The organism is Curtobacterium sp. NPDC089991 (assembly GCF_044748425.1).
Taxonomy (GTDB): Bacteria; Actinomycetota; Actinomycetes; order Actinomycetales; family Microbacteriaceae; genus Curtobacterium.
Genome location: NZ_JBIVGB010000002.1, coordinates 618,188 through 643,572, shown reverse-complemented (window position 1 = coordinate 643,572; position 25,385 = coordinate 618,188). Strand labels below are relative to the sequence as shown.

Sequence of the window (25,385 nt, the reverse complement as noted above, 5' to 3'; positions counted from 1 at the left end):
TGGCCGCGTGCGGTATACCGTGCCTAGGGTGGGCGGGTGAGCACTCCCCGCGTGTACGTCATCCACGAAAACCCCGAGTGGTTCCCGCCGCTCGCTGCAGCCTTCGAGGCCGAGGGCGTCCCGGTGCAGGAGATCCTGCTGACCGAGGGACAGATCGACCTCGGTGCCGAGCCGGAGCCCGGTGTGTACTGGTCGCGCATGTCGGCGTCGAGCCACACCCGCGGCCACGAGCACAGCAAGGAGTACACCCGCGCGGTCCTCGGCTGGCTCGAACGAGCGGGTCGCCAGGTCGTCGGCGGCAGCCACGTGCTCGAGCTCGAGGTCTCCAAGGTGGCCCAGCACGGGCTGCTGCAGCACGCCGGGTTCGACGTGCCCCGCACCACCGCCGTGTTCGGCACGACGACGCTCAAGCAGGCGGCACGGGACTTCACGAACGGCCAGGACGTCCCGTTCATCACGAAGCACAACCAGGGCGGCAAGGGCCTGGGCGTCCGCCGGTTCGACTCGCTCGCCGAGTTCGACGCCTACGTCGACTCCCCGGAGTTCGAGGCGCCGGTCGACGGCATCACCCTGCTGCAGGAGTTCCTGACGGCCCGCGAGCCCTTCATCACCCGCGTCGAGTTCGTCGGCGGCGAGTTCGTGTACGCCGTCCGCGTCGACACGAGCGCCGGCAGCTTCGAGCTGTGCCCGGCGGACGCGTGCGAGGTCCCCCAGGTCATCGCCGGGGCCGTCTGCGACGTGCCGGGAGCCGAACAGCCGAGCGCGTTCTCCGTCCGGACCGAGGTCACGGCCGAGCACCCGCTCGTCCAGCAGCTCCGCACGTTCCTCGCCGACCAGCGCGTCACGATCGCGGGCGTCGAGTTCATGGAGACCACGGATGGCCGCACGGTCGTCTACGACATCAACACGAACACGAACTACAACCCTGCCGTCGAGGAGTCCGCGCCGGCCTCCGGCCCGCGTTCCATCGCGCGCTACCTCGGTGGCCTGCTGGAGACGCAGTACGCGGCGCAACTCACGGCCTGAGCACGCAAGAACCACCGGACAGGAGGCCCCTGGCGGGCCCGCCACGGGCCTCCCGTCCGTTCCGCGCCCCTTCCCGGGCACTCCCCACCTCCCCAAGGAACTCACCCCGTGCGATTCGGATACTGGACCCCGCTCTTCGGCGGCTGGCTGCGCAACGTCGACAACGAGAACATGCCGGTCACCTTCGACTACGTGAAGCGGCTGGCGCAGCGCGCCGAGCGGATCGGCTTCGACCTGACGCTCGTGCCGGAGCTCAACCTCAACGACATCAAGGGCACGGCCGCGCCGTCGCTCGAGGCCTGGTCGCTCGCCGCGGCCATCGCGGCGACGACCGAGCGCCTCGAGATCATGGCGGCCATGCGCCCCGGCTACCACCTGCCCGCGGTGACGGCGAAGCAGGCGGCGACGATCGACGACATCTCCTGCGGTCGCTTCACCTTCAACGTGGTGAGCGCGTGGTGGGCGGAGGAGGCCAAGCAGTACGGCGGCATCTTCTCGGAGCACGACGACCGCTACAAGCGGACGGCGGAGTTCGTCGAGGTCATGAAGGGGATGTGGCGGGAGACGCCGTACTCGTTCTCGGGCGAGTACTACGACATCGAGAACGCGCACCTCGAGCCGAAGCCCCGCGTGACCCCGCGCATCTACGCCGGCGGCGAGAGCGAGGCGGGCAAGGCCGCGATCACGGGGTACGCCGACGCCTACGTGACCCACGGCGGCACGGTCGAGGAACTCCGCACGAAGATCGCCGAGATGAAGCAGCGCCGCATCGACGCCGGACTGCCGCCGTTCGAGGCGTTCGGCATGGCCGCGTACGTCATCGTCCGCGAGACCGAGGAAGAGGCACAGGCCGAGCTCGCGCGGATCACCGACGTGCAGCACGGCAACGCGTACGAGTCGTACCAGGACTTCATCTCGAAGTCGCAGCTCGAGCACGTCCCCTCGCTCGAGGACTACTCGGTGTCGAACCGCGGCCTGCGCCCCGGTTTCGTCGGCACGCCGGCGCAGGTCGCTGCCCGGATCAAGGAGTTCGAGGACGCCGGGGTGGACACACTGCTGCTGCAGTTCTCGCCGCAGCTCGAGGAGATGGACCGCTTCGGCGAACAGGTCATCCCGCTCGTCCGCCCGTCGGTGGTCGCGGCGTCCGAGGCGGTCGTCTGATGGGCACGACCGAGGAGGAGTGGGCGTTCGAGACCCGGCAGATCCGCGCGGGCTTCAAGGCCGACCCGGGGTTCGGTGGCAACGTCCCGCCGATCGCCCAGACCGCGGCCTTCGTCTACCCGTCCGGTGAGGACGCGGCGGACCGCTTCATGCTCAACGCCCCGGGGCACACGTACTCGCGCGTGAACAACCCGTCGGCGGCGGCGCTCGAGCGGCGCATCGCGGACCTCGAGGGCGGCGTCGGCGCGCTCGCGCTGGCGTCCGGCCAGGCGGCCACCTCGTTGGCCGTCCTCGGCGTCGCGCGGGCCGGTGACCACGTCGTGTCGAGTGCCTCGCTGTACGGCGCGACGTACACGCTGTTCGCGTCGACGCTGCACGACCTCGGCATCGCGTTCACCTTCGTGCAGGACCCCACGGACCTGGACGAGTGGGTTGCCGCGGTGCGTCCGGAGACGAAGGCGTTCTTCGGGGAGTCGATCCCGAACCCGCGCGGTGACGTCCTGGACTTCGCCGGGGTGGCCGGGGTCGCGCACGACGCCGGAGTCCCGCTCATCGTCGACAACACCATCGCGACGCCGTACCTGGTCCGTCCGATCGAGCACGGTGCCGACATCGTCCTGCACTCGGCGACGAAGTACCTGGCCGGTCACGGCAGCGCCATCGCCGGGCTCATCGTGGACAGCGGCAACTTCGACTGGGCGGCCCACGCCGAAAAGTTCCCGCAGCTCGCGACCACCGAACAGTCCGGGTTCGCGAACACGGACTTCGCGTCGAAGTTCGGGCGGCGCGCGTTCATCCAGCGCACCCGGTCGAAGCTCTCCGCCGACCTCGGTCCGGCGATCGCCCCCTTCAACGCCTTCCTGGTGCTGCAAGGCATCCAGACGCTCTCCCTGCGGATGGAGCGGCACGTGTCGAACGCCGCCGCCGTCGCGTCGTGGCTGGACGCGCACGACCAGGTGCTCGGCGTGCACTACGCGGGACTGCCGTCGTCGCCGTGGCACCACCTGCAGCAGCGGTACGTGCCGAAGGGGCCGTCGGCGGTCCTGGCGTTCGACCTGGACGGCGGGGTCGAGGCCGGACGGCGGTTCGTGGCCGCCCTCGAGCTGTTCGACCACGTGTCGAACATCGGTGACGTCCGGTCGCTCGTCGTGCACCCGGCGTCGACGACCCACGTGCAGATGACGTCGTCGGAGCGGGCTGCGGCCGGTGTGGGCGACGGGCTCATCCGGCTGTCGATCGGCCTCGAGCACATCGACGACGTCCTCGCCGACCTGGCGCGGGGCTTCGCGGCAGCCGCAGCGGGATAGGTTGGGGGCATGACCACGTTGGCCGCCCCGACCCGCGTGCGGACGCGCGCCCCCGGCAAGATCAACGTGTTCCTGTCCGTCGGTGCGCTGCAGGACGACGGCTACCACGACGTGGCGACCGCGTACCAGGCCGTGTCGCTGTACGAGGACGTCACGGCCGAGCACGCCGACGACTTCTCGGTGACCTTCACCGGCCCGATCGACACGTCGAACGTGCCGGTCGACGAGTCGAACCTGGCGATCCGTGCGGCCCGGCTGGTGGCCGACGCCGCTGGGCACCGGGGCGGAGTCCGGTTGACGATCGACAAGCAGGTGCCGGTGGCCGGCGGCATGGGTGGTGGCTCGGCGGACGCCGCGGCCACGCTGCTCGCCGTGGACACGCTCTGGGGCACCGCCCTCGGGCGTGAGGAACTGCTCCGTCTCGCCGCGCAGCTCGGCGCGGACGTGCCGTTCGCCTTCGCCGGTGGCACGGCCGTGGGCACCGGCCGCGGCGACGAACTCAGCCCCGCACTGGCGAAGGGCGAGTTCCACTGGGTCCTCGCGCTGAGTGACGACGGCCTGTCGACCCCGGCGGTGTACCGTGCGCTCGACGAGCACCGGGAGCGCTACCGCGCCGACATCGCACCGGCGCCGTCCCACCCCGTGGTGGAGTCGAACGTGCTGCAGGCGCTGCGTGCCGGCGACCCCGACCTGCTCGCCGACTGCGTCCACAACGACCTGCAGGCCCCGGCCATGCGGCTGCAGCCCGGACTCGCGTCGACCCTCGAACTCGGCGAGAAGGCCGGAGCGCTCGCGGGTCTGGTGTCGGGCAGCGGTCCGACGGTGGCGTTCCTGGTCGGTGACCGTGACGCCGCGCTCGAACTGCAGGTCGAGCTCAGCGCTGCCGGCCTGGTCGCGCTCCGAGCCACCGGTCCGGTGCACGGCGCCCGCCTCGTGCACTGACCGTACGACAGACGCTGACCGTACGACAGACGCTGACCGTACGACGAACGCTGACCGGCCGTCAGCTCAGCGGCTGTACTTCCACAGGATGACCGTGTCGGTGTGCCAGTACCGCACCACGTGGAAGCCCTGGTCCTTGAGCGTCTCGGAGACCTCGGGGCGGATGTTCCGCGACTTGGCGCCGACGAACCAGACGGTGTCGATGTCGGCCAGGCGTGCCGGCACGGTCGTGGCGATGTCGCCGTTCACGTTCCACAGCTGACCGCGCTGCGCACCCGTGCTCGCCACCGCCAGGTCCCGCATGCCGCTGAAGGCCTCGGGGTAGGCGTCGGCGATGACCTGCGCCGTCGCGGTCGGGTGCTCCCACACGCTGCCGTAGATCACCCCTTCGTCGGCGTCGGTGGTCACGTTCCGCTCGCGTTCGATGATCGCCGCCGCGTTCGCCCAGTGCGAGGACTGCTTGGCGTGCGGCAGCCGCACGATCGTCGACGTCGGCACGGACACAAGGAGCATCGCGACGACCGCGCCGGCGATCCAGCGCCGCGGACGGAGGGCCGTGATCGCGAGTCCGATCAGGAGCGCCACGAACGGCAGACTGATGCTCGCGTACTTGGGGGAGTACAGGTGCTCGCCGGCGGCGGTCGCGGCGACCAGCAGCGCGGTGGGCACGATCGTCAGAGGCACGGCGACCCGGACGGCCTGCATGCGGAGCACGTCGCGGGCGGCCGGCGACGGGCGTCGGGCCGCGCGCACCGCCAGCACGACGGCGACGATCATGAGCAGCCACCCGAGGGCGGCGTACGGGTAGACGACCCCGAACCACGCGGTCGCGAACACCTGGCGCAGGGTGGCCCAACCGATGCCGGTGATCCACCCGACCTGCTTGGCCTGACCGGCGGCGAGTCCGATGAACGGCAGGACGACCACGGCTGCGGCGGAGGCGGCGACGGCCCAGCGGACGACGACGGCGCGGTCCACCATCGCCGAGGGCACCGTGCCGCTGCGATCCGTCACCGTGGCCCGCCGTCGGGCTGCCCGGTCGGCGACGCCGGTCCACGCGAGCACGACGCCGTGCGCCACGACGGCGAGGGACAGGTAGACGTTGAACAGCACGGCCACGGCCGCCAGCACGCCGTAGACGACCCACCACCGCGTCGCGTGGTGCCGCACCCGCGTGCGACGGACCGCGGTCAGGCCGACGAGCGTGAGCAGCGCGGCGAAGGTGGTGACGGTCGCGTACGGGCGGCCCTCGGTGCCGGCCCAGGCGACGCGGGGCAGCAGCAGGAAGACCAGACCGGAGACGACCCCGAGCCGGACACCGCCGAGCCGCCGGCCGAGCGCCACCACGAGGGCGGCGGCGATCCCGATCGCCAGGGCACTCGGGAAGCGGAGCGTGAACGGGGAGTAGCCGACCAGCGCGAGCCACACGTGCATGAGCGCGTAGTACAGACCGTGCACGGCGTCGACGTTCTGCAGCTCCGCCCAGAGCGCCGGCCAGCTGCGCTGCGCACTCGTCAGGGTGGCGGCTTCGTCGTACCAGACCGACGGCACCCACGTGAAGGCGGCGGCGACGACCACTCCGACCACGCCGACGGTGATCTCCGGCGCACGCACCAGGGTCCGCACGGTCGACAGGGCGAGTGCCTGGAGCCGTGCGCGCGTCGACGCGTCCGACGTCGTGCGTCGGACCGTGACGGTGCCGGTGCCGGTGCGGGGAGAACTCACGCCCGCGACCGTACCGAGCGGCACTGAGCATCCGCCGCGTCCACCCGCTGAGCATTCACATGCAGGGATTCGGTGCGACCGGCCAGAATGACGGGATGGACCCCCTCGTCGCCCCCGTCGCAGCGCTCTCCCCGTGGCGGACACGGCTCGGCTCGCGGACCGCTGCCCTGTCCGACGTCGGCGGCGTCGGGCTCCGCCGGCTGGCCGCTTCACGCGTCCTGGTGGTCGGCGCCGGCGGGCTCGGCGCGCCCGTCGTCGCGTACCTCGCCGGGGTCGGCCGACTCACGGTCGTCGACCCCGACGTGGTCGACGCGTCGAACCTCGCACGTCAGACGCTCTTCACCGCGGCCGACGTCGGATCGTCGAAGGCCGAGGTCGCCGTCGCCCGCGCCCGCGCCGTCGACCCGGAACTCGACGCCGTCGCCGTGGTCGGCTCCTTCACCCCGGAGCTCGTCGCCGGGCACGACGTGGTCGTCGACGCGGCGGACTCCGTCCTGGTCACCCGGGCGGTCTCGGACGCCTGCGCCGACGCCGGCGTGCCGTTCGTCTGGGGCACGGTGCTCGGTCACGACGGCCAGGTCAGCGTGTTCCGCGACGCCGGACCGGACGGCGTCGACTTCCACGACCTGCACCCCGAAGCCCTGCCCGACGAGGGCTCCTGCGCCCTGGACGGCGTCGTGCCGGCACTGTGCGGCGCCGTCGGAGCGGTGATGGCCGGACAGGTACTGGCCCTGGTCACCGGCACCGGCGAACCGCTGCTCGGACGCGTCCTGACCGTCGACGCGCGCCGCTGGCGGTGGAGCGAGAGCCTCGTCCGGCGCGGGCCGGCATCACGCCGACCCGTCGTGGTCGCTCCCGCTCGGACCGACCGCATCGCCCCGTCGGCGCTCGCCGCGCGCCTGGCCGACCCCGCGGACCCGGTCGTCGTCGTCGACGTGCGCACCGACGCCGAACGGGCGGACGGTGTGGTCGCCGGAGCCGTCACGGGCGACGCGGTCACTGGCGACGCCGAGGCGGCGGACGTGGTCGTCTACTGCGCCCGTGGTCCGCGTGCGGACGCGTGGGCTGCCGCACAACCGGCCTGGAGGCACGTGGCGGTCCTCGACGGCGGGTTCGAGGCCTGGCGCCGCGAAGGGCTGCCCGTGGTGAACGGGCTGATGTCCTGATCCGACACTGATCGGGTCCAGAGCGCCGCTTCCGCGGCTAGGATCGTCGTATCATGACGCAACTGCGGATCCGCGATGCTGCTGCCTTCCTCGGGGTGAGTGACGACACCGTGCGTCGACTCGTCGACGGGGGCACCTTCGACCGGGCCACCGACGACGCCGGTCGCGCCGTCGTCGACGGTCGACAGGTGGCCGAGTACGCCCGGGCGCGGAGCACCGAGCTGGCCGCCCCGGACACCGGCGTGAAGAGCTCGGCACGGAACCGCTTCGTCGGCATCGTCACCGACCTGGTCGTCGACACCGTCATGGCGCAGGTCGAACTGCAGTGCGGCCCGCACCGCGTGGTCTCGCTCATGAGCGCCGAGGCGGTGCGCGACCTCGGGCTCGAGGTCGGGTCCGTCGCCGTGGCGTCCGTCAAGGCCACGATGGTCACCGTCGAGGCGCCCACCCACCAGGAGGACCCCCGATGACCCGTCGTTCCCGCTCGCTGCTCGTGCCCCTCGCCGTCGTCGCGGCCCTCGGCCTGGCGTCGTGTTCCACCGCCGACGCTCCGGCGGGGTCGTCGTCGCCGTCGCCGTCGTCGTCGAGCGCGGACGCAGGCGTGTCGGGCTCGATCACGGTGTTCGCGGCGGCGTCGCTCCAGAAGACCTTCACCACGCTCGGCAAGGACTTCGAGCTCGCGAACCCCGGCGCCTCGATCGAGTTCTCGTTCGCGGGATCGAGCGACCTGGTCACCCAGATCCAGAACGGCGCCCCCGCCGACGTGTTCGCCTCCGCCGACGAGGCGAACATGGCGAAGCTGTCCGCGACCGACCTGGCGAGCGGGTCACCGGAGGACTTCGCGACGAACGTCCTCGAGATCGCCGTCGCGCCGGGCAACCCGAAGGCCATCACGAGCCTCGACGACCTGACCGGCTCCGACGTCCAGCTCGTCACGTGCGCCGCCCCGGTGCCGTGCGGTGCCGCAACGGCGAAGGTCGAGTCCGCCTCGGGCGTCGACCTGCAGCCCGTCAGCGAGGAGCAGTCCGTCACCGACGTGCTCGGCAAGGTCGAGTCCGGTCAGGCCGACGCCGGGCTGGTCTACGTGACCGACGTGCAGGGTGCCGACGGCAAGGTCGACGGTGTCCCGTTCGACGAGTCGAGCAAGGCCGTCAACACGTACCCGATCGGCGTGCTCAAGGCGTCCGAGGACCCGGAGCTCGCGCAGGCGTTCTCCGACTACGTCCGGTCCGCCACCGGCCAGAAGGTGCTCACCGCCGCCGGGTTCGGGAAGCCGTGACCCGTGGCCTCGCGGGCTGACGGACGGCCACCGGTCGCCTGGTGGCTCCCGCTGCCCGCGGTGCTGGGCGGCCTGTTCGTCGTCGTCCCCGTGCTCGCGATGCTCGGTCGGGTCGACTGGTCGTCGTTCGTCGCCCTCGTCACCTCGACGGCGTCGCTCACGGCCCTCGGGCTCAGCCTCGGCACCGCGCTGACCGCCACGGCCGTCGCGTTCGTGCTCGGGTACCCGCTCGCCGTGCTGTTCGCCCGGTCCCGGTCACGGTGGGTGGGCGTCGCCCGCGCCGTCGTGCTGCTGCCGCTCGTGCTGCCGCCCGTCGTCGGCGGGCTCGCGCTGCTGGCGGCGTTCGGTCGCCTCGGGGTGGTCGGGTCGTTCCTCGACGACCACGGGCTGCACATCGCGTTCACCACCACGGCGGTCGTCATCGCGCAGACGTTCGTCGCCATGCCGTTCCTGGTGTCCTCGATCGAGGGTGCGCTCCGCGTCGAGGGGGACCGGTACGAGCGGGTCGCCGCCACCCTCGGCGCCGGTCCCACCCGCACGTTCCTCACCGTCACGACCCCGAGGGTCCTGCCCGGCATCGTCTCCGGACTGGTGCTCTGCTTCGCGCGAGCACTCGGCGAGTTCGGTGCGACCCTGACGTTCGCGGGCAGCCTGCAGGGGGTCACCCGGACCCTGCCGCTGGAGATCTACCTGCAGCGCGAGGTCGACCCGGACACCGCTGTCGCACTGGCGGTCGTGCTCGTCGTGGTCGCCGTCGTGGTCATCGGCGCCTCGTCGCTCCGGACCCGGGGCGTGGCAGCGTGAGCGGGGTCACCGCACGCATCGTCGTCGAGCGACGCGGGGTCGACGTCGCCATCGAGGTCGCGACGGGGGAGTGCGTGGCGGTCATCGGGCCGAACGGCGCGGGCAAGTCCACCGTGGTCGAGGCCCTCGCCGGCCTGCTGCCGATCGACGCCGGACGGGTGGTCCTCGGCGGCACCGTCGTGTCGGACCAGCGGCGGACCGTCCCCGCCCACCGCCGCCGCATCGGACTCGTCGCCCAGCGGCCCGACCTGTTCCCGTTCCTCGACGTGGTCGGCAACGTGGCGTTCGGCCCGCGCGCCGCCGGTGTCCGACGGGCCGCGGCCCGTGCCCGCGCGCTCCGTGCCCTGGCGGCCCTCGGCATCGACGACCTGGCGGGACGGAGCCCCGATGCGCTGTCCGGCGGGCAGGCCCAGCGCGTCGCCATCGCCCGGGCGCTCGCCACCGACCCGGCGGTCCTGCTGCTCGACGAACCGACGTCGGCGCTCGACGTCTCCGCGCGCGACGAGGTCCGTGCGGCCCTCCGGACCGCGATCGGCGGGCGTCCGAGCATCCTGGTCACGCACGACCCGGTCGAGGTCGTCGCCCTGGCCGACCGGGTGGTCGTCGTCGAGCACGGCCGGGTCGTCGAGGACGGCACCCCAGCGGCCGTGCTCGGACGGCCCACGAGTGCCTTCGCGGCGGCGTTCTCCGGACTCGCGCTGGTGCGCGGGACCGCCACCGCGGGTGGGATCGCGACCGACGGCGGGGGCGAGTTGGCGTCCGGGACGCACGCCGTGCCTCCCGGACGGCCCGCCCTGGGCGCCTTCCACCCGACGGCCGCCGTGCTCACGCGGGACGGCGCCGGACCGGAGCGCACCGTCACGTCGCTCGAGCCGCGGGACGGTCTGGTGCGGGTGCGCGCTGGCGACCTGGTCGCGGACCTGACCCTGGCGCGGGTCACGGCGCTCGGGATCGGACCCGGCGATGCGGTCCACGCGGACGTTCCCGCGTCCGAACTGGCGGTGTACGCGCCGCGCGGTTGAGACAATGGACGGATGACCTCCTGGTTCCCCAAGGCGTGGCCCGTGGCCATCCCGATCCTGGCGGCCGTCGTGCTCGCGTTCTCGTACGGCCGCTACGGACTCGGCACCGTGGTCGTGGCGATCGTCGCGGTCGTGCTCGCCGCCACCGTGCTCGCGGCGGTGCACCACGCCGAGGTCGTCGCGCACCGGGTCGGGGAACCGTTCGGGTCACTCGTGCTCGCCGTGGCGGTCACGATCATCGAGGTCGCGCTGATCATCTCGCTGTCGAGCTCCGGCGGTGCCCAGGCCGAGACGCTGGCGCGAGACACGGTGTTCTCGGCCGTGATGATCACGATGAACGGGTTGGTCGGCCTCGCGATCCTGATCGGGACGCTCCGGCACAACACCGTGCGCTTCAACCAGGAGGGCGCGAGCGCCGCGACGATGACGGTGGCCGCGCTCGCCGTCCTGACCCTGGTGCTGCCGACGTTCACCACTGGCACCGACGACGCGTCCTTCACCGGCACGCAGCTCGTCTTCGTGGCTGTGGCGTCGATCGTGCTCTACGGGCTGTTCGTCGTGACGCAGACCGTGGCCCACCGCGACTTCTTCCTGCCGGTCAACCGCTCCGGCGGCGTGCTCACGGAGTCCGAGGACGCCCACGCCGCCCGGCCGACCGGACGCGCGACGATGATCTCGCTCGCACTGCTCGTCGTCGCGCTCGTCGCCGTCGTCGGGCTCGCCAAGGTCGAGTCGCCCGCGATCGAGGCCGGCGTGGCCGCGGTCGGGTTCCCGCCGTCGTTCGTCGGTGTCGTGATCGCCCTGCTCATCCTGCTGCCCGAGGGCATCGCGGCGTCGAAGGCTGCCGCCCGCAACCGGATCCAGACGAGCCTGAACCTGGCGATGGGGTCGGCGATGGCGTCGATCGGTCTGACGATCCCCTCCATCGCGGTGGCGTCGCTGTTCATGCCGGGCACGCTGCTGCTCGGCCTCGGGTCGTCGCAGATCGTGCTGCTCGCGCTGACGATCGTCGCCGCGGTGCTCACCGTGCTGCCGGGTCGGGCGACGCGACTGCAGGGCGGGGTGCACCTGGTGATCTTCGCCGCGTTCATCGTGCTGTCCGTCTCGCCGTAGGGGGGCGCGGCGGCCGCGGCCGGGCGGCGCGGCGGCGGCGGCGTACCTGGTCGAATCGGGCGTACCTGGTCGGAAGTTCTGACCCGGTATGCCCGGAAACACCAGGCATCGCGGGCGTTCTGGGAAAGAACGGACACAGGGCGCGCAGACACGGGGACGAGTCGGGAGTACCTGGTCGAATCGGGCGTAGCTGGTCGGATCGGGCGTACCTGGTCGGAAGTTTCGACCCGGTATGCCCGGAAACACCAGGCATCGCGGGCGTTCTGGGAAAGAACGGGCGAGGGGCGCTCAGCCGCCGGCGAAAGGGGGCATGACGTCGACGACCGCGACCCCGGACAGCGCGGTGGCCCGGTCGCGGGTGGTCACGCCGTCGACCAGGTACGAGCACCGCTCCTGCAGCGCACTCCAGCGCGATGGGTCGGTGGCGGTGGCCTCGCGCAGCGCCTCGTCGAGCGTGTCGGCCGCGGTGGTCAGCGTGTCCGCGCCGACCGCCGCCCGGGCAGCGGCGAAGAACCGGATCGTGGTCATGTCTCAGCCGCCGATCGCGCTCATGCCGCGCGTCGGGTGCACGAGCTCGTCGCTGTCGTCGCCGTGGTCGCGCGGCTTCGCCCACATCGCCCGGCGCCACAGCTCGGCCAGGTCGTCGTCGGAGACCCCCGCGCGCATCGGGCCGAGCACGTCGGTCTCGGCGTCGGAGAACAGGCAGCTCCGGACGTTGCCGTCGGCGGTCAACCGGGTGCGGGTGCAGTCGGCGCAGAAGGACTCGGTGATGCTCGCGATGATGCCCACGGTGCCGAGCAGCACGCCGATGCCCGACGCAGCGGCGTGGTCGCGTGCGTGCACCCGGTACCGCTCGGCCGGGGCGCCGTCACGCGGTGCCTCGTCCGGCGTCAGCACGAACGACGACGCCAGCAACGCCCGGGTCTCGGCAGCGGTCACCATCTCGGTGCGGTCCCAGGCGTGGTCGGGGTCGAGCGGCATCTGCTCGATGAACCGCAGCTCGTAGCCGCGGTCGAGGCACCAGCGCAGCAGCTCCGGCGCGGCGTCGTCGTTGATCCCGCGCAGCAGCACCGCGTTGACCTTGATGTCGAGGCCGGCGTCGTGGGCGGCGGACAGCCCGGCGATGACCTTGTCGAGGAACGGGCGGCGGGTCACGGTGGTGAACACGTCCGGGTCGACGGTGTCGAGCGACACGTTCACGCGCCGCAGCCCGGCGTCGTACAGGGCCTGGGCGCGGTGGGCGAGGCCGATGGCGTTCGTGGTGAGCGACAGCTCCGGGGCGTCGGGCAGCGCGGCGCACCGGGCGATCACGTCGACCAGGTCGTGCCGGAGCATCGGCTCGCCGCCGGTGAACCGCACCTTGCGCACACCGAACCGCGACGCCCCGATCCGCACCAGCCGTTCGATCTCGGCGGCGGTCATCAGGGCGTCGTCGGGGGCGAACGGCAGCCCGGCGGCCGGCATGCAGTAGGTGCAGCGCAGGTTGCACCGTTCGGTCAGCGACACCCGCAGGTCGATCGCACGACGCCCGAAGCGGTCGACGAGCCCGGCGGACGCCGGGTCCACGGTCGTGCCGAGCAGGGTCGCAGGTGCCATGCGGCTCAGCGTACGTGTTCGACGCTCCGGAACGACAGCCGTTCCCACCAGCGCCGCCAGTCCGACCGGCTCGTGCGCAGGAGCGTCACCACCACGATGACGGCCACGGCGGCGAGCAGCCACCACCGGTAGGCGTCCGTCGACGGCCACACCCCGCGCAGCGCGATGGCGAGCCCGATCGACAGCCACTCCCACCGCCCCGACAGCACCACGAACGGGATGAGCAGCAGCGCGTACCAGGGGTAGCGCGGGGTCACGGCGAGGAACGTGACGCCGATCATCAGGACCTCGCCGGACCACGGCCGCGACGGGTCCGAGAGCCGCCAGGCCAGGAAGGCGGCGAGCAGCACGGCGAGCCCGACCACGACGGTCGCGGCGTCACCCCGGAACACCAGCGACACCAGGGCGAAGCGCGAGCCGTCCTCGTAGCCCTCCTCGCTCAGGTAGCCGGGCAGGTACCCGAGCACGTCGAGCCCCGTCGTCAGCACGTAGGGCACGTAGAGCAGGCCGAACACGGCGATGCCGACCGGGATCGCCCACCAGGAACGCCACCGGCCGAGCAACGGCGGGTACACGATCGCCGGGATGAGCTTCGTCGCCGTCGCCGCACCGAGTGCGATCCCGCCCCAGATCGGTCGACCGAACGCGACGAGGACGGCACCCGCGGTCGCGAGCGCCGCGCCGAGGGCGTCGACGTGCGAGTTCGTCACGGCCTCGGACGCCACGAGCGGCGACCAGGCCCAGAGCGCTGCCCACCACGTCGGGCGACCCGTCTTCCGCAGCACCACGACGAGGGCGACGGTCACGACCAGCGAGAGGAGCAGGCCCGCCACCTGGAACGGCATGTACTGCGCGGTCGCCGGCACGAACGCACGGACCGCGGCGAACCAGAGCTGCGCCATCGGCGGGTAGATCGTCGTCACGTCCGGCCGGTTGATCGCGGTGCAGTGGCCGTCCGCGCCGTCGCCCAGGCCGCGGAACCGGGGCTTGATGTCGTCGCACGTGCCGTTCACCTTGTCCGGGAACAGCCAGTCCGGCCGCAGACCGGACAGTGCCGTGGACTGGGGGGTGTGCGCGTACGGTGAGACTCCGGCATGCTGGACGATGCCGTCCCACGCGTACCGCGCCGAGTCGGTGCTCGTGCTCGGGGGGCCGGCCAACGACGCGAGACCGACCACCACTGCCCCGACCATGACCACGGCGGTCATCCACCGGGCGGGCACGAACCGCAGCGCGAGCACGGCGATCACGAACACCGTCCAAGCGATCAGCGTCCACGCAACGAATGACGAACGAGTGTCGGATCGGAGGAACCCCAGATGCGTGACGCCGAAGGCGATGACGCCCGCGAGGGCCAGTACCCCGACGACCGCGCCCACGACGGCGAGGCGGGCACCGGGTCCGACGGCGGAGGACGGTCGGACGGCACGCAGTCGGTCGCTCATGGTCCGTCGAGGCTAGCGGGCGTGCGGCACCTGCTGTTCGAGGCGCGGGCCGCTCTGGCCTCGCCGAACCGGAACGCGCGCTCCGCGGTGGTGCTCGGACGACTGCTCGGCATCGCCTTCGTGGTGTGCTTCGGCACCGGCATCTACAGTCACCTGCTGCAGGAGCCCCTCGGCTGGATGCGGTTCCCGACCCGGCCGACGCAGCTCTACCAGTTCACCCAGGGCCTGCACATCACCACCGGCATCGCGATCATCCCGCTGCTGCTGGCCAAGCTCAACACCGTCATGCCCGCGCTGGTGCAGGTCCCGCCGGTGCGCGGCGTGCTGCACCTGTTCGAGCGGCTGTCGATCGCCGTGCTCGTGTCGGCGTCGATCATCCAGGTCACGACCGGCCTGCTCAACACGTACCAGTGGTACCCGTGGCCGTTCCCGTTCCGCCAGGTCCACAACGCGATGGCGTACGTGATCATCGGGTCGCTCATCATCCACATCGCGTCGAAGCTGCCGGTGATCGCCCGCTACTGGCGGAAGCGCGACTCCTACGACGAGCAGGGCCGGTTCATCGTGGACCCCGCGTCCGGCAGCGAGTTGCTTCCCCCGGTACGGGAGGCCCGCCCCGCGTCCGCCCCGCCGGCTGCGGGTGCCGAAACGGCCCAGTCCACGGCCCCCGGCCTGCTCGGCCGCGTGTTCCGCTGGATCGACGGCGTCGACGCGGTCAAGGCGGTCGACGCAGCCCCGGACGGACCGGCGGCCGATGCGCCGGAGCCGACCCGGGCCTCCCGGTCGGTCGAGGAGCGCGCACAGGGCCGACGCCAGCGGATCGCACGACGCGGGTTCTTCGGCGGCGTGACGGCCGCGGTCGTCGGCGTCGTCGCCCTGACGGCGGGGCAGTCCTCGAAGCTCGCTGAACCGTTCAACGTGTTCGGCGCGCGCCAGCGCGGTCTCGGCGCGAACGGCCTGCCGGTCAACCGCACCGCCCGCGCGGCGGGGGTGCTCGCCAGCGCGACCGCCGCGGACTGGACGCTGACCGTCGTCGGACCCGACGTGACCCGGACCTTCGTGCGCGCGGAACTCGTCGCCCTCGGCAGCACCGAGGTCGACCTGCCGATCTCGTGCGTCGAGGGGTGGAGCCAGATGGGCAGCTGGAAGGGCGTGCGGATGCGCGACCTGCTCGGCGCCGTGCAGGCCGAACCCGGATCGCACGTGCGCGTCACGAGCCTGGAACGACACGGCGGCTACCGGATCATGGACATGGGGCCGGAGTACGCCGAGGACCCGACCACCCTGGTCGCGCTCGAGCTGAACGGTTCGACGCTCGACCTGGACCACGGGTTCCCGGCGCGGATCATCGCTCCGGGGCGACCGGGCGTGCTGCAGACCAAGTGGATCGAGAAGATCGAGGTGCTGCGGTGAAGGCCGCGCGGATCGTGCTCGTCGTGCTCGGCGTGCTGGTGATCGCGTTCGGTGCCTACGTCCTGGTGACGTCGGTCAAGCCGAACCGGATCGGCGGGCTGGCGACCTGGCTGCTCGGCGCGGTGATCCTGCACGACGCGATCCTGTCGCCGTTCGTCGTCGGCGCCGGACTGCTCCTGCGTCGGGCGGGGCGGTCGCTCCGGGCGTGGGTGCTCGTCGTGGTGCAGACGGTGATCGTGCTCGGCAGTGTGCTCGCCCTCGTGGTGCTGCCCGAGATCGCGGCGAAGCGGCACGGGCAGAAGAACCCCACGATCCTGCCGTTCGACTACGGCACGCGGTTGCTGATCGTCGAGGGGGTGCTGCTGCTCGTGGTGGTGGCGGTGCTCGTCGTCGGAGTGGTTCGTGCGCGGCGGACGGCACTGGTTAAAGCGACAACCATTCGGTAGGATGCAGACATGACCGACGAGACCCCGTGGCTCACCCGCGAGCAGCTGCGCGCGTGGATGAAGCTCGTGGCCGTCATGGAACTCCTGCCGGCGGCGCTCGACCAGCAGCTGCAGCGTGACGCGGACCTGACGCACTTCGACTACATGGTCATCGCGATGCTCTCCGAGACCGACGGTCGCACGCTGCGCATGTCGGCCCTCGCCTCGGCGACGAACGCCTCGCTGCCCCGGCTGTCGCACGTGGTGTCCCGGCTCGAGAAGCGCGGGCTCGTGACGCGCTGCCCCTCGACCTCGGACCGCCGTGCGACCGACGTCCGGCTCACCGACGCCGGGTACGCCACGATCGTCGAGGCCGCTCCGGACCACGTCCGCACCGCACGCCACGTCGTGATCGACGCCCTGAGCGACGAGCAGGTCGTCCAGCTCGACGGCATCGCGGCCGCACTGCTCACACGGCTCGACCCCGAGGGGCGGTTCGCTGCCCTGACGTACCCGCGGGACGACGACGACACCGCGATCTGCGAGGCCCGGCTGACCGGTGCCAGCACCGACTGAACGGCGCTGTGCGCCCGCGTCTGCGCCCGCGTCTGCGGGCTCGGTCGTTGCAATAGGCTCGGCCCATGACCGACCCCGCCGCGCCGTCCGACACGTACTCCTACCTCGGACCCGCCGGCACCTTCACCGAGGCGGCCCTCAAGCTCGTCGAGGCCGCGGCCGGCAAGCCCTGGCGGAGCGTCAACAACGTCGGTGAAGCGCTCGACGACGTCATGTCCGGCCGCTCGGTCGGCGCGGTCATCGCGATCGAGAACAGCGTCGACGGCGGCGTCAGCGCGACGCAAGACGCCCTCGCCCGGATCCCCGGCGTGCGGATCGTGGGGGAGTACCTCGTGCCGGTCGACTTCGTGCTCGTCGCGCGCCCCGGCACCGTGCTCGCCGACGTCCGCACCGTGAACGCCCACCCGGTGGCCTACGCGCAGACCCACAACTGGCTCGAGGCGAACCTGCCCGGTCACGGCCACATCCCGGCGTCGTCGAACGTCGCCGCCGCGCTCGCCCTGCTCGAGGCGAACCCCACCGCCGACGCCGCCGTCGCACCGCCCGGCATCACCGACCACCACGACGTCGTCGTGCTCGCGTCGTCGATCGGCGACAACGCCTCGGCCGTGACCCGCTTCGTGCTCGTGTCCAAGACCTTGGCGCTGCCCGAGCCGACCGGTGCCGACAAGACGAGCGTCATCGTCGAGCTGCCCGCCGACCACCCCGGCGCCCTGGTCGACATGCTCGAGCAGTTCGCCACCCGCGGCATCAACATGGGGCTGCTGTCATCGCGGCCGATCGGTGACGAGCTCGGCCGCTACCGGTTCGTCATCGACCTGGACGGGCACGTGCAGGACGAGCGCGTGGCCGACGCACTGCTCGGTCTGCGGCGGTTCAGCCCGCGCGTGACGTTCCTCGGGTCGTACCCGCGGGCCGACGGCGCGCAGCCCGAGGTGCCGGCGCGCTACTCGGACGCCGCGTTCGTCGAGGCGCGGGACTGGCTGCGCGCGATCGTGTCCGGCGAGCCTGACGCGGGCTGACGCGCTCTGCCGTCCTTCCGCGCGGCGCTGGCTCGTCGGTCGGTGCTGCCCGGTGCGAGGTTGATCACTCCGTGCGCCCGAACAACCTCGCACCGAGTGAGCAACGCCGCACGGGCCGCACGGCCCGCCGCCGCTCAGCGCTTGCGGCCGCGCACCCAGCTCGGCCGCGGCTCCACCGTCGGCACCTTGACCGTCAGTGAACCGGAGTCGATCCGCGCGCGGAACGCCATGATCTCGCCCACCGGGTCGCCGTCGATCTCGAACTCGTCGGGCTTCTCGAGTCGCAGTGTGAACTCCTCGCCGCGCATGTACCGCAGCGGACGTTCCTGCTTCGCCGCCGTGGTGATGCGTCGACCGATCAGGGTCTCGGACAGCGCCGAACGCCGGAACCAGCGCAGGATCCCGTTCTCCCAGAACACGCGGGCACCGATCCGCACCCAGCCGAAGAAGCCGCGCGGTCGCATCACGACGATGTCGAACACGCCGTCGTCGATCTCGGCGTCGGGCAGCAGCATCGCGTTCGCCTGCAGCATGCCGCAGTTGCCGACGATGACCGAGTGCGCGCGCACCGAACCGTTGCGAGCCGACTCGTCGAGCCGGTACTTGAACTCGAAGCCGTCGGTGTCCCGCACGGAGCGCAGCAGCGAGTCGAGGTACGCGAGCCACCCGACGCGCTTCTTCAGCTCGGGCCGGGTGTTCGCGATCATCCGGGCGTCGAGCCCGAGGCCCGCCATCACGACGAAGCCGAACTGCTCGCGGGCACCGTCCGGCCGCTCGATGCCGATGAGGCCGAAGTCGATCGCCCGCTCGTGGCCGGAGAAGATGGTGTGCGCGCTGCTCGCCAGGTCGTCGAGGGGGAGCTTCATGTTGCGGGCGAGCAGGTTCCCGGTCCCGCTCGGCAGCAGCGCGAGTGAGGCACCGGAGCCGTGCACGACCTCGGCGACCGCGCGCACGGTGCCGTCGCCACCCGCGGCGGCGACGACGTCGGCTCCCGCCTCGAGCGCTGCGCGGGCCATGCCCCCGCCCGGGTCTTCCTCGGTGGTCTCGAACCAGAGCGTCTCGGCCCAGCCGGCTTCCTGCTGGTGCTGTTCCACGGTGGCCTTGAGGGTCGGCAGGTGGACCTTGACCGGGTTGTAGACCACGGCAGCCGTCCGGTGCTCGGTGGGGAGGGCGTCCTGGTCCGCGGGCGCGGTCTCCGAAGGGGTCGACATGCGATCAACGGTACCGATCGGACGCTGCGAGCGGCGGGTTCCTCCCCATGTCGCCGCCTCTAGGATGGAGCGGTGATCGATCCCCAGCTGCTTCGTGACAACCCGGACGTCATCAAGGCCTCGCAGGAGTCCCGCCGCGCATCCGTCGCCGTGGTCGACGAGGCCGTCGCCGCCGACGCCGCCCGACGCAGCGCGATCACCGCGTTCGAGTCGCTCCGCGCCGAGCAGAACGCCTTCGGCAAGACCGTCGCCAAGGCCCCGAAGGACGAGAAGGCCGCGCTCGTGCAGCAGGCCCAGGCGCTCTCGGCCCGGGTGAAGGAAGCCCAGGCGGCCGTCACCGCGGCCGAGGAGACCTTCAACTCCGTCGTACGCGCCATCCCGAACGTCGTGCTGCCCGGCGTCCCCGCCGGTGGCGAAGAGGACTTCGTCACCCTCCGCACCGTCGGCACGAAGCCCGAGTTCGACTTCGAGCCGAAGGACCACGCCGACCTCGGCGAGCACCTCGGCATCATCGACATCCCGCGCGGCGTGAAGGTCTCCGGCTCGCGCTTCTACTTCCTGCGCGGCCTCGGCGCCCGGCTCGAGATCGCGCTCATGTCGCTCGGCCTCGACCGCGCCATCGCCGCCGGCTTCGAACCGCTCATCACCCCGACGCTCGTCCGCCCCGAGACGATGGCGGGCACCGGCTTCCTCGGCGAGCACGCGGCCGAGGTCTACCGGCTCGAGGCCGACGACCTGTACCTGACCGGCACGAGCGAGGTCGCACTCGCCGGCTTCCACGCCGACGAGATCCTCGACATCGAGAAGACCGCGCACCGCTACGCCGGCTGGTCGACCTGCTACCGGCGCGAGGCCGGTTCGGCGGGCAAGGACAACCGCGGCATCCTGCGCGTGCACCAGTTCAACAAGCTCGAGATGTTCGCGTACGTCCACCCGGACCAGGCCGAGGCCGAGCACGAGAAGCTGGTGTCGTACCAGGAGCAGATGCTGCAGGACCTCGGGCTGCACTACCGCGTGATCGACGTCGCCGCTGGTGACCTCGGCACGAGCGCGGCGAAGAAGTACGACATCGAGGCCTGGGTCCCGACGCAGGGCACGTTCCGCGAGCTCACCTCGACGTCGAACTGCACGACGTTCCAGGCCCGTCGCCTCGACATCCGGTACCGCACCGAGAGCGGCAAGACGGCCCCGGTCGCCACCCTGAACGGCACCCTCGCGACCACCCGCTGGATCGTCGCGATCCTCGAGACCCACCAGCAGGCCGACGGCTCCGTCGTCGTGCCCGAGGTGCTGCGCCCCTACCTCGGTGGCGTCGAGGTGATCGAGCCCCGATGAGCACGCAGGGGCGGTTCGTGGACGGTGCGGCGCAGGGCGCGGGCGCCGGTGCTCCCGCCCGCACGAAGCGGTGGCTGGTGGCGCTCGACATCGACGGCACCACGATGCGCGAGGACGGCGTCATCACGGAGGCCGTGGTCGCCGCCGTGCGCGATGCCGAGGCCGCCGGGCACGAGGTCATGCTCTCCACGGGCCGCAGCGAGGGCATGACGGTTCCGCTGCTGGAGACCCTCGGCATCGAGCCGAAGTACCTCGTCTGCGCCAACGGCGCGCTGACCCTGGCCCGTCGTCCGGACGGGTCCTACGAGCGTGTCCACGTCGAGCACTTCGACCCGAGCGACGTCCTGCAGACCATCCGTGGTGCTCTGGAGAACGCGGCCTTCGGCGTCGAGGACGAGACCGGCCACTTCCGGTTGTCCGAGAACTTCCCCGCCGACACCATGACCAACGCCGGCGAGCTGGTGCCGTTCGAGCAGCTGCTCACGGTCGAGGCCACCCGCGTCGTCGTGATCTCGCCGGAGCACGGGCTCGAGGAGTTCCTGCAGATCGTCGAGGACATGGGCCTGCACAAGGTCTCGTACACGGTCGGGTGGACCGCGTGGCTCGACATCGCACCAGAGGGCGTGACGAAGGCCACCGCGATGGAACGCGTGCGCGAGTGGCTCGACATCCCGCGGTCGCGCGTCTTCGCTGCGGGCGACGGCCGCAACGACATCGACATGCTGCGGTGGGCCTCGACCTCCGGTCGCGGCGTCGTGATGGGCCAGGCGCCCGACGACGTCGTCGACGCCGGCAACGAACTCACCGGTGGCGTGTCCGACGACGGCCTGGCAGTAGCGCTCGACTCCCTGCCGCGCTGACCCTGGCATGCGCTGACGCGCACGGCGGACGGGAGGCCCGTTAGACTTCCCGGGACGCGGTCACGTCTCGCCACGTGGTCGCGTCACTGGAGGGTTGTCCGAGCGGCCGATGGAGCCTGTCTTGAAAACAGGTGGGCAGAGATGTCTCGTGGGTTCGAATCCCACACCCTCCGCCATGGACACCCGGTTGCGCCCGCTCCGCGTCGACGACGCGGCGACGCTCGCCGCCGTCATCACCGCGAGCGCCGAGCACCTGCGCCCGTGGGAGCCGTCCCGGGCGCCGGCGTACTTCACCGAGCAGGGCCAGCACGACGTCATCGTGCAGTCGCTCGCTGCAGAGCGCGCGGGCACCGCGGTCCCGTTCGTGATCGAGTCGACGGACGGTGAGCTCCTCGGGCGCATCACGCTGAGCGGCATCACCCGCGGCGCCCTACAGTCGTGCGCGATGGGGTACTGGATCCGCGCCGACCGACTCCGCCAGGGCCACGCCTCCCGCGCCGTCGCCGCTGCCGCTGGCCACGCGTTCGACGTCCTCCGACTCCACCGGGTGCAGGCCGAGACGCTGCCGGAGAACGTGGGGTCGCAGCGTGCCCTCGAGTCCGCGGGGTTCGAGCGCTACGGGTTCGCGCCGGAGTACATCACGATCAACGGAGCCTGGCGCGACCACGTCATGTTCCAGCTCCTCGCACCCCCTCCTGCCACACGGCGCACTCGATGATCGAGGTCGTCGAGTACCAGCCGTCGTGGCCCGTGCGGTTCGCGGTGTTGCGGGACGCGTACGCCGCAGCCCTCGACGCCGCCGGTGCGCCCTACCGCAGCATCGAGCACGTCGGCAGCACGTCGGTGCCCGGCCTCGCGGCGAAGCCCGTGATCGACGTCGACATCGTGGTCGGTGCCGGCGACGTCGCGGCGGCGGTCGCAGCGCTGGCCGTGATCGGCTTCGAGCCACGAGGAGACCTCGGCGTCCCCGACCGGCAGGCCTTCCGGACACCCGAGCGCTTCGCCCCGAGCAACACCTACGTCGCCACCGCCGGATCGCTCTCGCTGCGCAACCACCTCGCTGTTCGTGACGTGCTGCGCGCCGACCCGGGGCTGCGCGACGAGTACGCCGCCGTGAAGCGCCGGGCGGCTGCCGAGGCTGAGGACATCGACGACTACATCGAGCGCAAGAGCGGCGTGCTCGGTCGTGTCCTGGCTGCGGCGGGCATCTCCGCCGAGGAGCGCGCCGCGATCACCGCCGTCAATCGCGACATCACCGATCGCGGTGCCCGCGGTTGACGGTCCTAGTTCGGGAACCGCGAGGTTCCCGAACCAGGACCGTCAACCGGCCCGGTCTTCGACGTCGCCGTGTTCGCGCTCCCACTCGTCCTTCCGCGCCACCGCCTGGTCGAGCTGCTGGTTCCTGACGGCACGCTCCGCCGCGGTCTGACCGACGTAGCCAGCGACGGCGAGCAGCGCCGAGCCGACCCCGAGCAGGATCTTCAGCAGCTCGCCGTCCGACGTCGCCAGCAGCCAGAGCGCGAGCGCGCCGAAGCCGGTGATCGGGACTCGGAGGGCGGACGCCAGGAACTGCACGTCCTCCACCGTACGGCGGACGCCGCGCCCGCGACCGGACCTCAAGCGGTCGCGAGCGCCGGGTACAGCGCCGCCAGCGGCGCACTGAGCCCGGCGCGGACGTCACGGCTGACCTGGTCCGCCAGGACCTCGTGCTCACCGGCCTCGACCGCGTCCCAGATCAGCCGGACGATGTCGGCCGGGTCGGACTTCTCGACGTCGAGCCCTGCCGTCATGCCGGTGTCGGTGTAGCCGAGGTGCGCGCCGACGACCTGGGTGCCCTGGGGTGCGAGCTCGAGGCGGAGCGAGTTCGTGATCGACCAGAACGCTGCCTTCGACGCCGAGTACGCGCCGGCGAGAGCGACCCAGCTCAGAGCCGAGTGCACGTCGATCAGTGCGCCGCCGCCGATCGAGGGGGCGAAGGCCTTGGCGACACGGAGCGCGCCGAAGACGTTCGTCGCGAAGATGCGCTCGACCTCCGCGACGGAGGTGTCGACGAGCGGGTCGGCGCCGGCGATCCCGGCGTTGTTCACCACCACGGTCACGTCGGCTGCGGCACGGGCTGCGGCATCGACGCTCTCCTGGCTGGTGACGTCGAGGGCGAGCGGCACGATGCGTTCGTCGTCCCACGTGCGCGGGGTGCGGGCGGTCGCGTAGACCTTGGCGGCGCCGCGGTCCAGGGCCTGCTGGACGAACTCGGCGCCGAGGCCGCCGTTCGCTCCGGTGACGAGGACGATGGCGTTGGTGAGGTCGGTCATGAGGGGCTCCAGACGAGAGAAGTTGAGTACGGAAACCGAACCTAGCACGTTGTGTCCGGATATCGAACCCAGCTAGGATGAACGCATGCTCGGCATCCTCGGCGGCGACGAGCGCTGCCCCATCGCACGGTCCCTCGACGTCCTCGGCGAGAAGTGGACGCTCATGATCGTGCGTGACGCCCTCGCCGGTTCCACGCGCTTCAGCCAGTTCCAGCAGAGCCTCGGCGTCCCGCGCGAAGTCCTGACCGCGCGACTGGCCTCCCTCGTCGACGGGGGAGTGCTCGAGCGCACGACCTACAAGCCGGAGGGTGCCCGGGCGCGCGAGGAGTACGTCCTCACCGACGCCGGCCGCGATCTCTCGCTGGTGCTCCTGGCGCTCGGCGGCTGGGCGGATCGGTACCGCCCCACGGAGCTGACGTCGGACCTGCGCTTCGTCGACACCGATTCCGGCGAGCCGGTCGAAGCGGTCGCGGTGACGCAGGAGTCCCAGCAGCGTGTGCCGCTCCAGCGGCTCACCGCCGTCATGGACCCGGCCACCTGACGGACGGCAGGCCCGTGGCGGCCCCGCCCCGCGCCTCCAGGACGGTTTGGTGGTGCGTCAGCGACGCACGTCGCACCCGCAACTCGCGCCCAGGACCAACTCGGCGGGCACCAGGTCGCGGTGCCACTGGTTGTCCGCGTCGAGCCCGAGCACACGGTCGACGGCGGCGGTCGCCATCGTCTCGATCGGCTGCCGGACCGTCGTGAGCTGCGGGTTCGTGTAGTCGGCCTCGGCACCGCCGTCGAACGACACGATCGCGACGTCCTCCGGTGCGCGCAGCCCGAGTTCCCACAGTGCCCGCAGCACACCGACGGCCTGCATGTCCGAGCTGACGAAGACGGCGCGGGGTCCCGTCCCGTCCGCGAACATGCGCAGGCCGGCCTCGTACCCGCCCCGCCGGGTGAAGTCGCAGCGCACGATCGGGCCGTCCGGCAGCCCGGCGTCGCGCAGGGCCCGCATCCAGCCCTGTTCGCGGAGCTCCATGGAGCCGGCGTGCCCCATGACCAGGCCGATCGACCCGTAGCCGTGCTCGACCAGGTGGCGGGTGCCGTCGTACGCGCCACGCAGGGCGTCGACGCCGATGCTGGCGTACTCGGGCACCTCGAAGAAGGTGTTGAGCAGGACCATCGGGATGCCCGGGTCCGACACGGTGGACAGGTCCGGGTGGGTCATGATGCTCGTCACGATGATCCCGTCGACCTGGCGGGCGGACAGGCTGCGGAGCCGCTCGCGCTCCTGGCTGGCGTCGCCGTCGCTGTTGGCGAGCAGGACGTCGTAGCCGCGGGCTGCTGCGGCGTGGGTGACCTCCACGGCGAGCTCGGACCAGAAGGGGTTGTCGAGCTCGGGCACGATGAGCCCGAGCATCTTCGACGACCCGGTGCGCAGGGCCTGGGCGCTGGCGTTCGGGCGGTACCCGAGGACCCGGATCGCGTCACGGACCCGGGCGGCGGTGGCCGCCGCGACGGGGCGGGGGCCGTCGTGCACGACGTAGCTGACGACGGAGGTGCTCACGCCGGCGTACCGGGCGACGTCGGCGCGGGTGACCGCCCTCGGGGTCGTCGGGACGCTCACGGGTGCCACCTTCGTCGGCTCGGAAGTCGCGTT

The 25,385-nt window shown here is 71.9% G+C and carries 27 protein-coding genes and 1 tRNA gene; 20 read left to right on the top strand and 8 right to left on the bottom strand.

The features are described 5' to 3' along the window. Nucleotides 1-36 precede the first annotated feature (36 nt). The 4 genes from ACIPV1_RS08230 (at nt 37) to ACIPV1_RS08215 (ending at nt 4,436) form a co-directional block, all read left to right on the top strand. Entirely contained in the window at nt 37-1,026 is a 990-nt protein-coding gene (locus tag ACIPV1_RS08230; RefSeq protein WP_402726125.1) for a RimK family alpha-L-glutamate ligase, read from the top strand. 108 nt (nt 1,027-1,134) lie between these two features. Further along, the gene (locus ACIPV1_RS08225; protein ID WP_131880469.1) at nt 1,135-2,187 is read left to right on the top strand and encodes an LLM class flavin-dependent oxidoreductase; all 1,053 of its coding nucleotides are present in this window, start codon (nt 1,135-1,137) and stop codon (nt 2,185-2,187) included. Further along, the gene (locus tag ACIPV1_RS08220) at nt 2,187-3,494 is read left to right on the top strand and encodes an O-acetylhomoserine aminocarboxypropyltransferase/cysteine synthase family protein (protein ID WP_402726124.1); all 1,308 of its coding nucleotides are present in this window, start codon (nt 2,187-2,189) and stop codon (nt 3,492-3,494) included. The genes ACIPV1_RS08225 and ACIPV1_RS08220 overlap by 1 nt, the downstream gene beginning before the upstream one ends. Nucleotides 3,495-3,503: 9 nt before the next feature. After that, nucleotides 3,504-4,436: a 4-(cytidine 5'-diphospho)-2-C-methyl-D-erythritol kinase gene (locus tag ACIPV1_RS08215; protein WP_111084697.1), complete on the top strand. Its 933-nt coding sequence runs from the start codon at nt 3,504-3,506 to the stop codon at nt 4,434-4,436. A 66-nt stretch (nt 4,437-4,502) separates the two neighbouring features. On the opposite strand, the gene ACIPV1_RS08210 is transcribed toward ACIPV1_RS08215, so the two are convergent. Further along, nucleotides 4,503-6,161, bottom strand: a complete 1,659-nt coding sequence (locus ACIPV1_RS08210) for a glycosyltransferase family 39 protein (protein WP_402726123.1) — start codon at nt 6,159-6,161, stop codon at nt 4,503-4,505. A gap of 95 nt (nt 6,162-6,256) precedes the next feature. Between ACIPV1_RS08210 and ACIPV1_RS08205 the strand changes: the two genes are divergently transcribed. The 6 genes from ACIPV1_RS08205 to ACIPV1_RS08180 are packed head-to-tail and all read left to right on the top strand — an operon-like array spanning nt 6,257 to nt 11,545. Next, on the top strand, nt 6,257-7,327 hold the full coding sequence (locus ACIPV1_RS08205) for a HesA/MoeB/ThiF family protein (protein ID WP_165932393.1): 1,071 nt from the start codon (nt 6,257-6,259) through the stop codon (nt 7,325-7,327). A gap of 53 nt (nt 7,328-7,380) precedes the next feature. Next, entirely contained in the window at nt 7,381-7,797 is a 417-nt protein-coding gene (locus ACIPV1_RS08200; protein ID WP_111084694.1) for a molybdopterin-binding protein, read from the top strand. Further along, nucleotides 7,794-8,606, top strand: coding sequence for a molybdate ABC transporter substrate-binding protein (gene modA / locus ACIPV1_RS08195; RefSeq protein ID WP_131880477.1), 813 nt, complete (start codon nt 7,794-7,796; stop codon nt 8,604-8,606). Before ACIPV1_RS08200 ends, modA begins: the two co-directional genes overlap by 4 nt. Before the next feature lie 3 nt (nt 8,607-8,609). Then, nucleotides 8,610-9,410 (top strand): ABC transporter permease, encoded by an 801-nt coding sequence (locus tag ACIPV1_RS08190; protein ID WP_123938382.1) that lies wholly within the window; start codon nt 8,610-8,612, stop codon nt 9,408-9,410. Then, nucleotides 9,407-10,432 carry an ABC transporter ATP-binding protein gene (locus tag ACIPV1_RS08185; RefSeq protein ID WP_402726122.1) on the top strand — a complete coding sequence of 342 codons (1,026 nt, stop codon included), beginning with the start codon at nt 9,407-9,409 and terminating at the stop codon, nt 10,430-10,432. Before ACIPV1_RS08190 ends, ACIPV1_RS08185 begins: the two co-directional genes overlap by 4 nt. A 12-nt stretch (nt 10,433-10,444) precedes the next feature. Beyond that, nucleotides 10,445-11,545, top strand: a complete 1,101-nt coding sequence (locus tag ACIPV1_RS08180; protein WP_123938380.1) for a calcium:proton antiporter — start codon at nt 10,445-10,447, stop codon at nt 11,543-11,545. Between the two features lie 288 nt (nt 11,546-11,833). Here ACIPV1_RS08180 and ACIPV1_RS08175 read toward each other — a convergent pair whose 3' ends face one another. Genes ACIPV1_RS08175 through ACIPV1_RS08165 form a run of 3 tightly spaced genes read right to left on the bottom strand, consistent with a single transcriptional unit; the run spans nt 11,834 to nt 14,586 of the window. Next, complete coding sequence (locus ACIPV1_RS08175; protein ID WP_123938379.1) at nt 11,834-12,073, bottom strand: MoaD/ThiS family protein; 240 nt, start codon at nt 12,071-12,073, stop codon at nt 11,834-11,836. Nucleotides 12,074-12,076: 3 nt separating this feature from the next. Beyond that, nucleotides 12,077-13,141, bottom strand: coding sequence for a GTP 3',8-cyclase MoaA (moaA, locus tag ACIPV1_RS08170; protein ID WP_123938378.1), 1,065 nt, complete (start codon nt 13,139-13,141; stop codon nt 12,077-12,079). Nucleotides 13,142-13,146: 5 nt separating this feature from the next. Further along, nucleotides 13,147-14,586 carry a glycosyltransferase 87 family protein gene (locus ACIPV1_RS08165; protein ID WP_402726121.1) on the bottom strand — a complete coding sequence of 480 codons (1,440 nt, stop codon included), beginning with the start codon at nt 14,584-14,586 and terminating at the stop codon, nt 13,147-13,149. Between the two features lie 21 nt (nt 14,587-14,607). Here ACIPV1_RS08165 and ACIPV1_RS08160 point away from each other — a divergent pair, with 21 nt between their 5' ends. From ACIPV1_RS08160 to pheA, 4 genes are all read left to right on the top strand, one after another. After that, on the top strand, nt 14,608-15,999 hold the full coding sequence (locus ACIPV1_RS08160; RefSeq protein ID WP_402726120.1) for a molybdopterin-dependent oxidoreductase: 1,392 nt from the start codon (nt 14,608-14,610) through the stop codon (nt 15,997-15,999). After that, nucleotides 15,996-16,445 carry a hypothetical protein gene (locus tag ACIPV1_RS08155; protein ID WP_123291837.1) on the top strand — a complete coding sequence of 150 codons (450 nt, stop codon included), beginning with the start codon at nt 15,996-15,998 and terminating at the stop codon, nt 16,443-16,445. Before ACIPV1_RS08160 ends, ACIPV1_RS08155 begins: the two co-directional genes overlap by 4 nt. A gap of 9 nt (nt 16,446-16,454) precedes the next feature. Further along, complete coding sequence (locus ACIPV1_RS08150) at nt 16,455-17,000, top strand: MarR family winged helix-turn-helix transcriptional regulator (protein ID WP_123291838.1); 546 nt, start codon at nt 16,455-16,457, stop codon at nt 16,998-17,000. A 65-nt stretch (nt 17,001-17,065) separates the two neighbouring features. Beyond that, a complete protein-coding gene (pheA, locus tag ACIPV1_RS08145; RefSeq protein WP_123338582.1) occupies nt 17,066-18,022 on the top strand; it encodes a prephenate dehydratase in 957 nt (318 codons plus the stop codon). Between the two features lie 134 nt (nt 18,023-18,156). On the opposite strand, the gene ACIPV1_RS08140 is transcribed toward pheA, so the two are convergent. Then, a complete protein-coding gene (locus ACIPV1_RS08140) occupies nt 18,157-19,233 on the bottom strand; it encodes a diacylglycerol/lipid kinase family protein (protein ID WP_402726119.1) in 1,077 nt (358 codons plus the stop codon). 72 nt (nt 19,234-19,305) lie between these two features. On the opposite strand from ACIPV1_RS08140, the gene serS reads away from it, so the two are divergent. From serS to ACIPV1_RS08115, 5 genes are all read left to right on the top strand, one after another. Continuing rightward, nucleotides 19,306-20,568 (top strand): serine--tRNA ligase, encoded by a 1,263-nt coding sequence (gene serS, locus ACIPV1_RS08135; protein ID WP_248703791.1) that lies wholly within the window; start codon nt 19,306-19,308, stop codon nt 20,566-20,568. Then, nucleotides 20,565-21,428 carry an HAD-IIB family hydrolase gene (locus ACIPV1_RS08130; protein ID WP_402726118.1) on the top strand — a complete coding sequence of 288 codons (864 nt, stop codon included), beginning with the start codon at nt 20,565-20,567 and terminating at the stop codon, nt 21,426-21,428. The genes serS and ACIPV1_RS08130 overlap by 4 nt, the downstream gene beginning before the upstream one ends. Before the next feature lie 88 nt (nt 21,429-21,516). After that, a tRNA-Ser gene (locus ACIPV1_RS08125) sits at nt 21,517-21,604 on the top strand. Further along, nucleotides 21,604-22,146, top strand: coding sequence for a GNAT family N-acetyltransferase (locus ACIPV1_RS08120; RefSeq protein WP_402726117.1), 543 nt, complete (start codon nt 21,604-21,606; stop codon nt 22,144-22,146). Before ACIPV1_RS08125 ends, ACIPV1_RS08120 begins: the two co-directional genes overlap by 1 nt. Further along, complete coding sequence (locus tag ACIPV1_RS08115) at nt 22,143-22,706, top strand: GrpB family protein (RefSeq protein WP_402726116.1); 564 nt, start codon at nt 22,143-22,145, stop codon at nt 22,704-22,706. The genes ACIPV1_RS08120 and ACIPV1_RS08115 overlap by 4 nt, the downstream gene beginning before the upstream one ends. Nucleotides 22,707-22,748: 42 nt before the next feature. On the opposite strand, the gene ACIPV1_RS08110 is transcribed toward ACIPV1_RS08115, so the two are convergent. Together ACIPV1_RS08110 and ACIPV1_RS08105 are read right to left on the bottom strand one after the other, a co-directional pair. Beyond that, nucleotides 22,749-23,003, bottom strand: coding sequence for a hypothetical protein (locus tag ACIPV1_RS08110; protein WP_123938372.1), 255 nt, complete (start codon nt 23,001-23,003; stop codon nt 22,749-22,751). Nucleotides 23,004-23,044: 41 nt separating this feature from the next. Further along, nucleotides 23,045-23,740, bottom strand: a complete 696-nt coding sequence (locus ACIPV1_RS08105) for an SDR family oxidoreductase (protein WP_402726115.1) — start codon at nt 23,738-23,740, stop codon at nt 23,045-23,047. A gap of 85 nt (nt 23,741-23,825) precedes the next feature. Between ACIPV1_RS08105 and ACIPV1_RS08100 the strand changes: the two genes are divergently transcribed. Further along, nucleotides 23,826-24,281 (top strand): helix-turn-helix domain-containing protein, encoded by a 456-nt coding sequence (locus ACIPV1_RS08100; RefSeq protein WP_131880498.1) that lies wholly within the window; start codon nt 23,826-23,828, stop codon nt 24,279-24,281. A gap of 57 nt (nt 24,282-24,338) precedes the next feature. Here ACIPV1_RS08100 and ACIPV1_RS08095 read toward each other — a convergent pair whose 3' ends face one another. Continuing rightward, the gene (locus ACIPV1_RS08095; RefSeq protein ID WP_243692417.1) at nt 24,339-25,352 is read right to left on the bottom strand and encodes a LacI family DNA-binding transcriptional regulator; all 1,014 of its coding nucleotides are present in this window, start codon (nt 25,350-25,352) and stop codon (nt 24,339-24,341) included. Between the last annotated feature and the right edge of the window lie 33 nt (nt 25,353-25,385).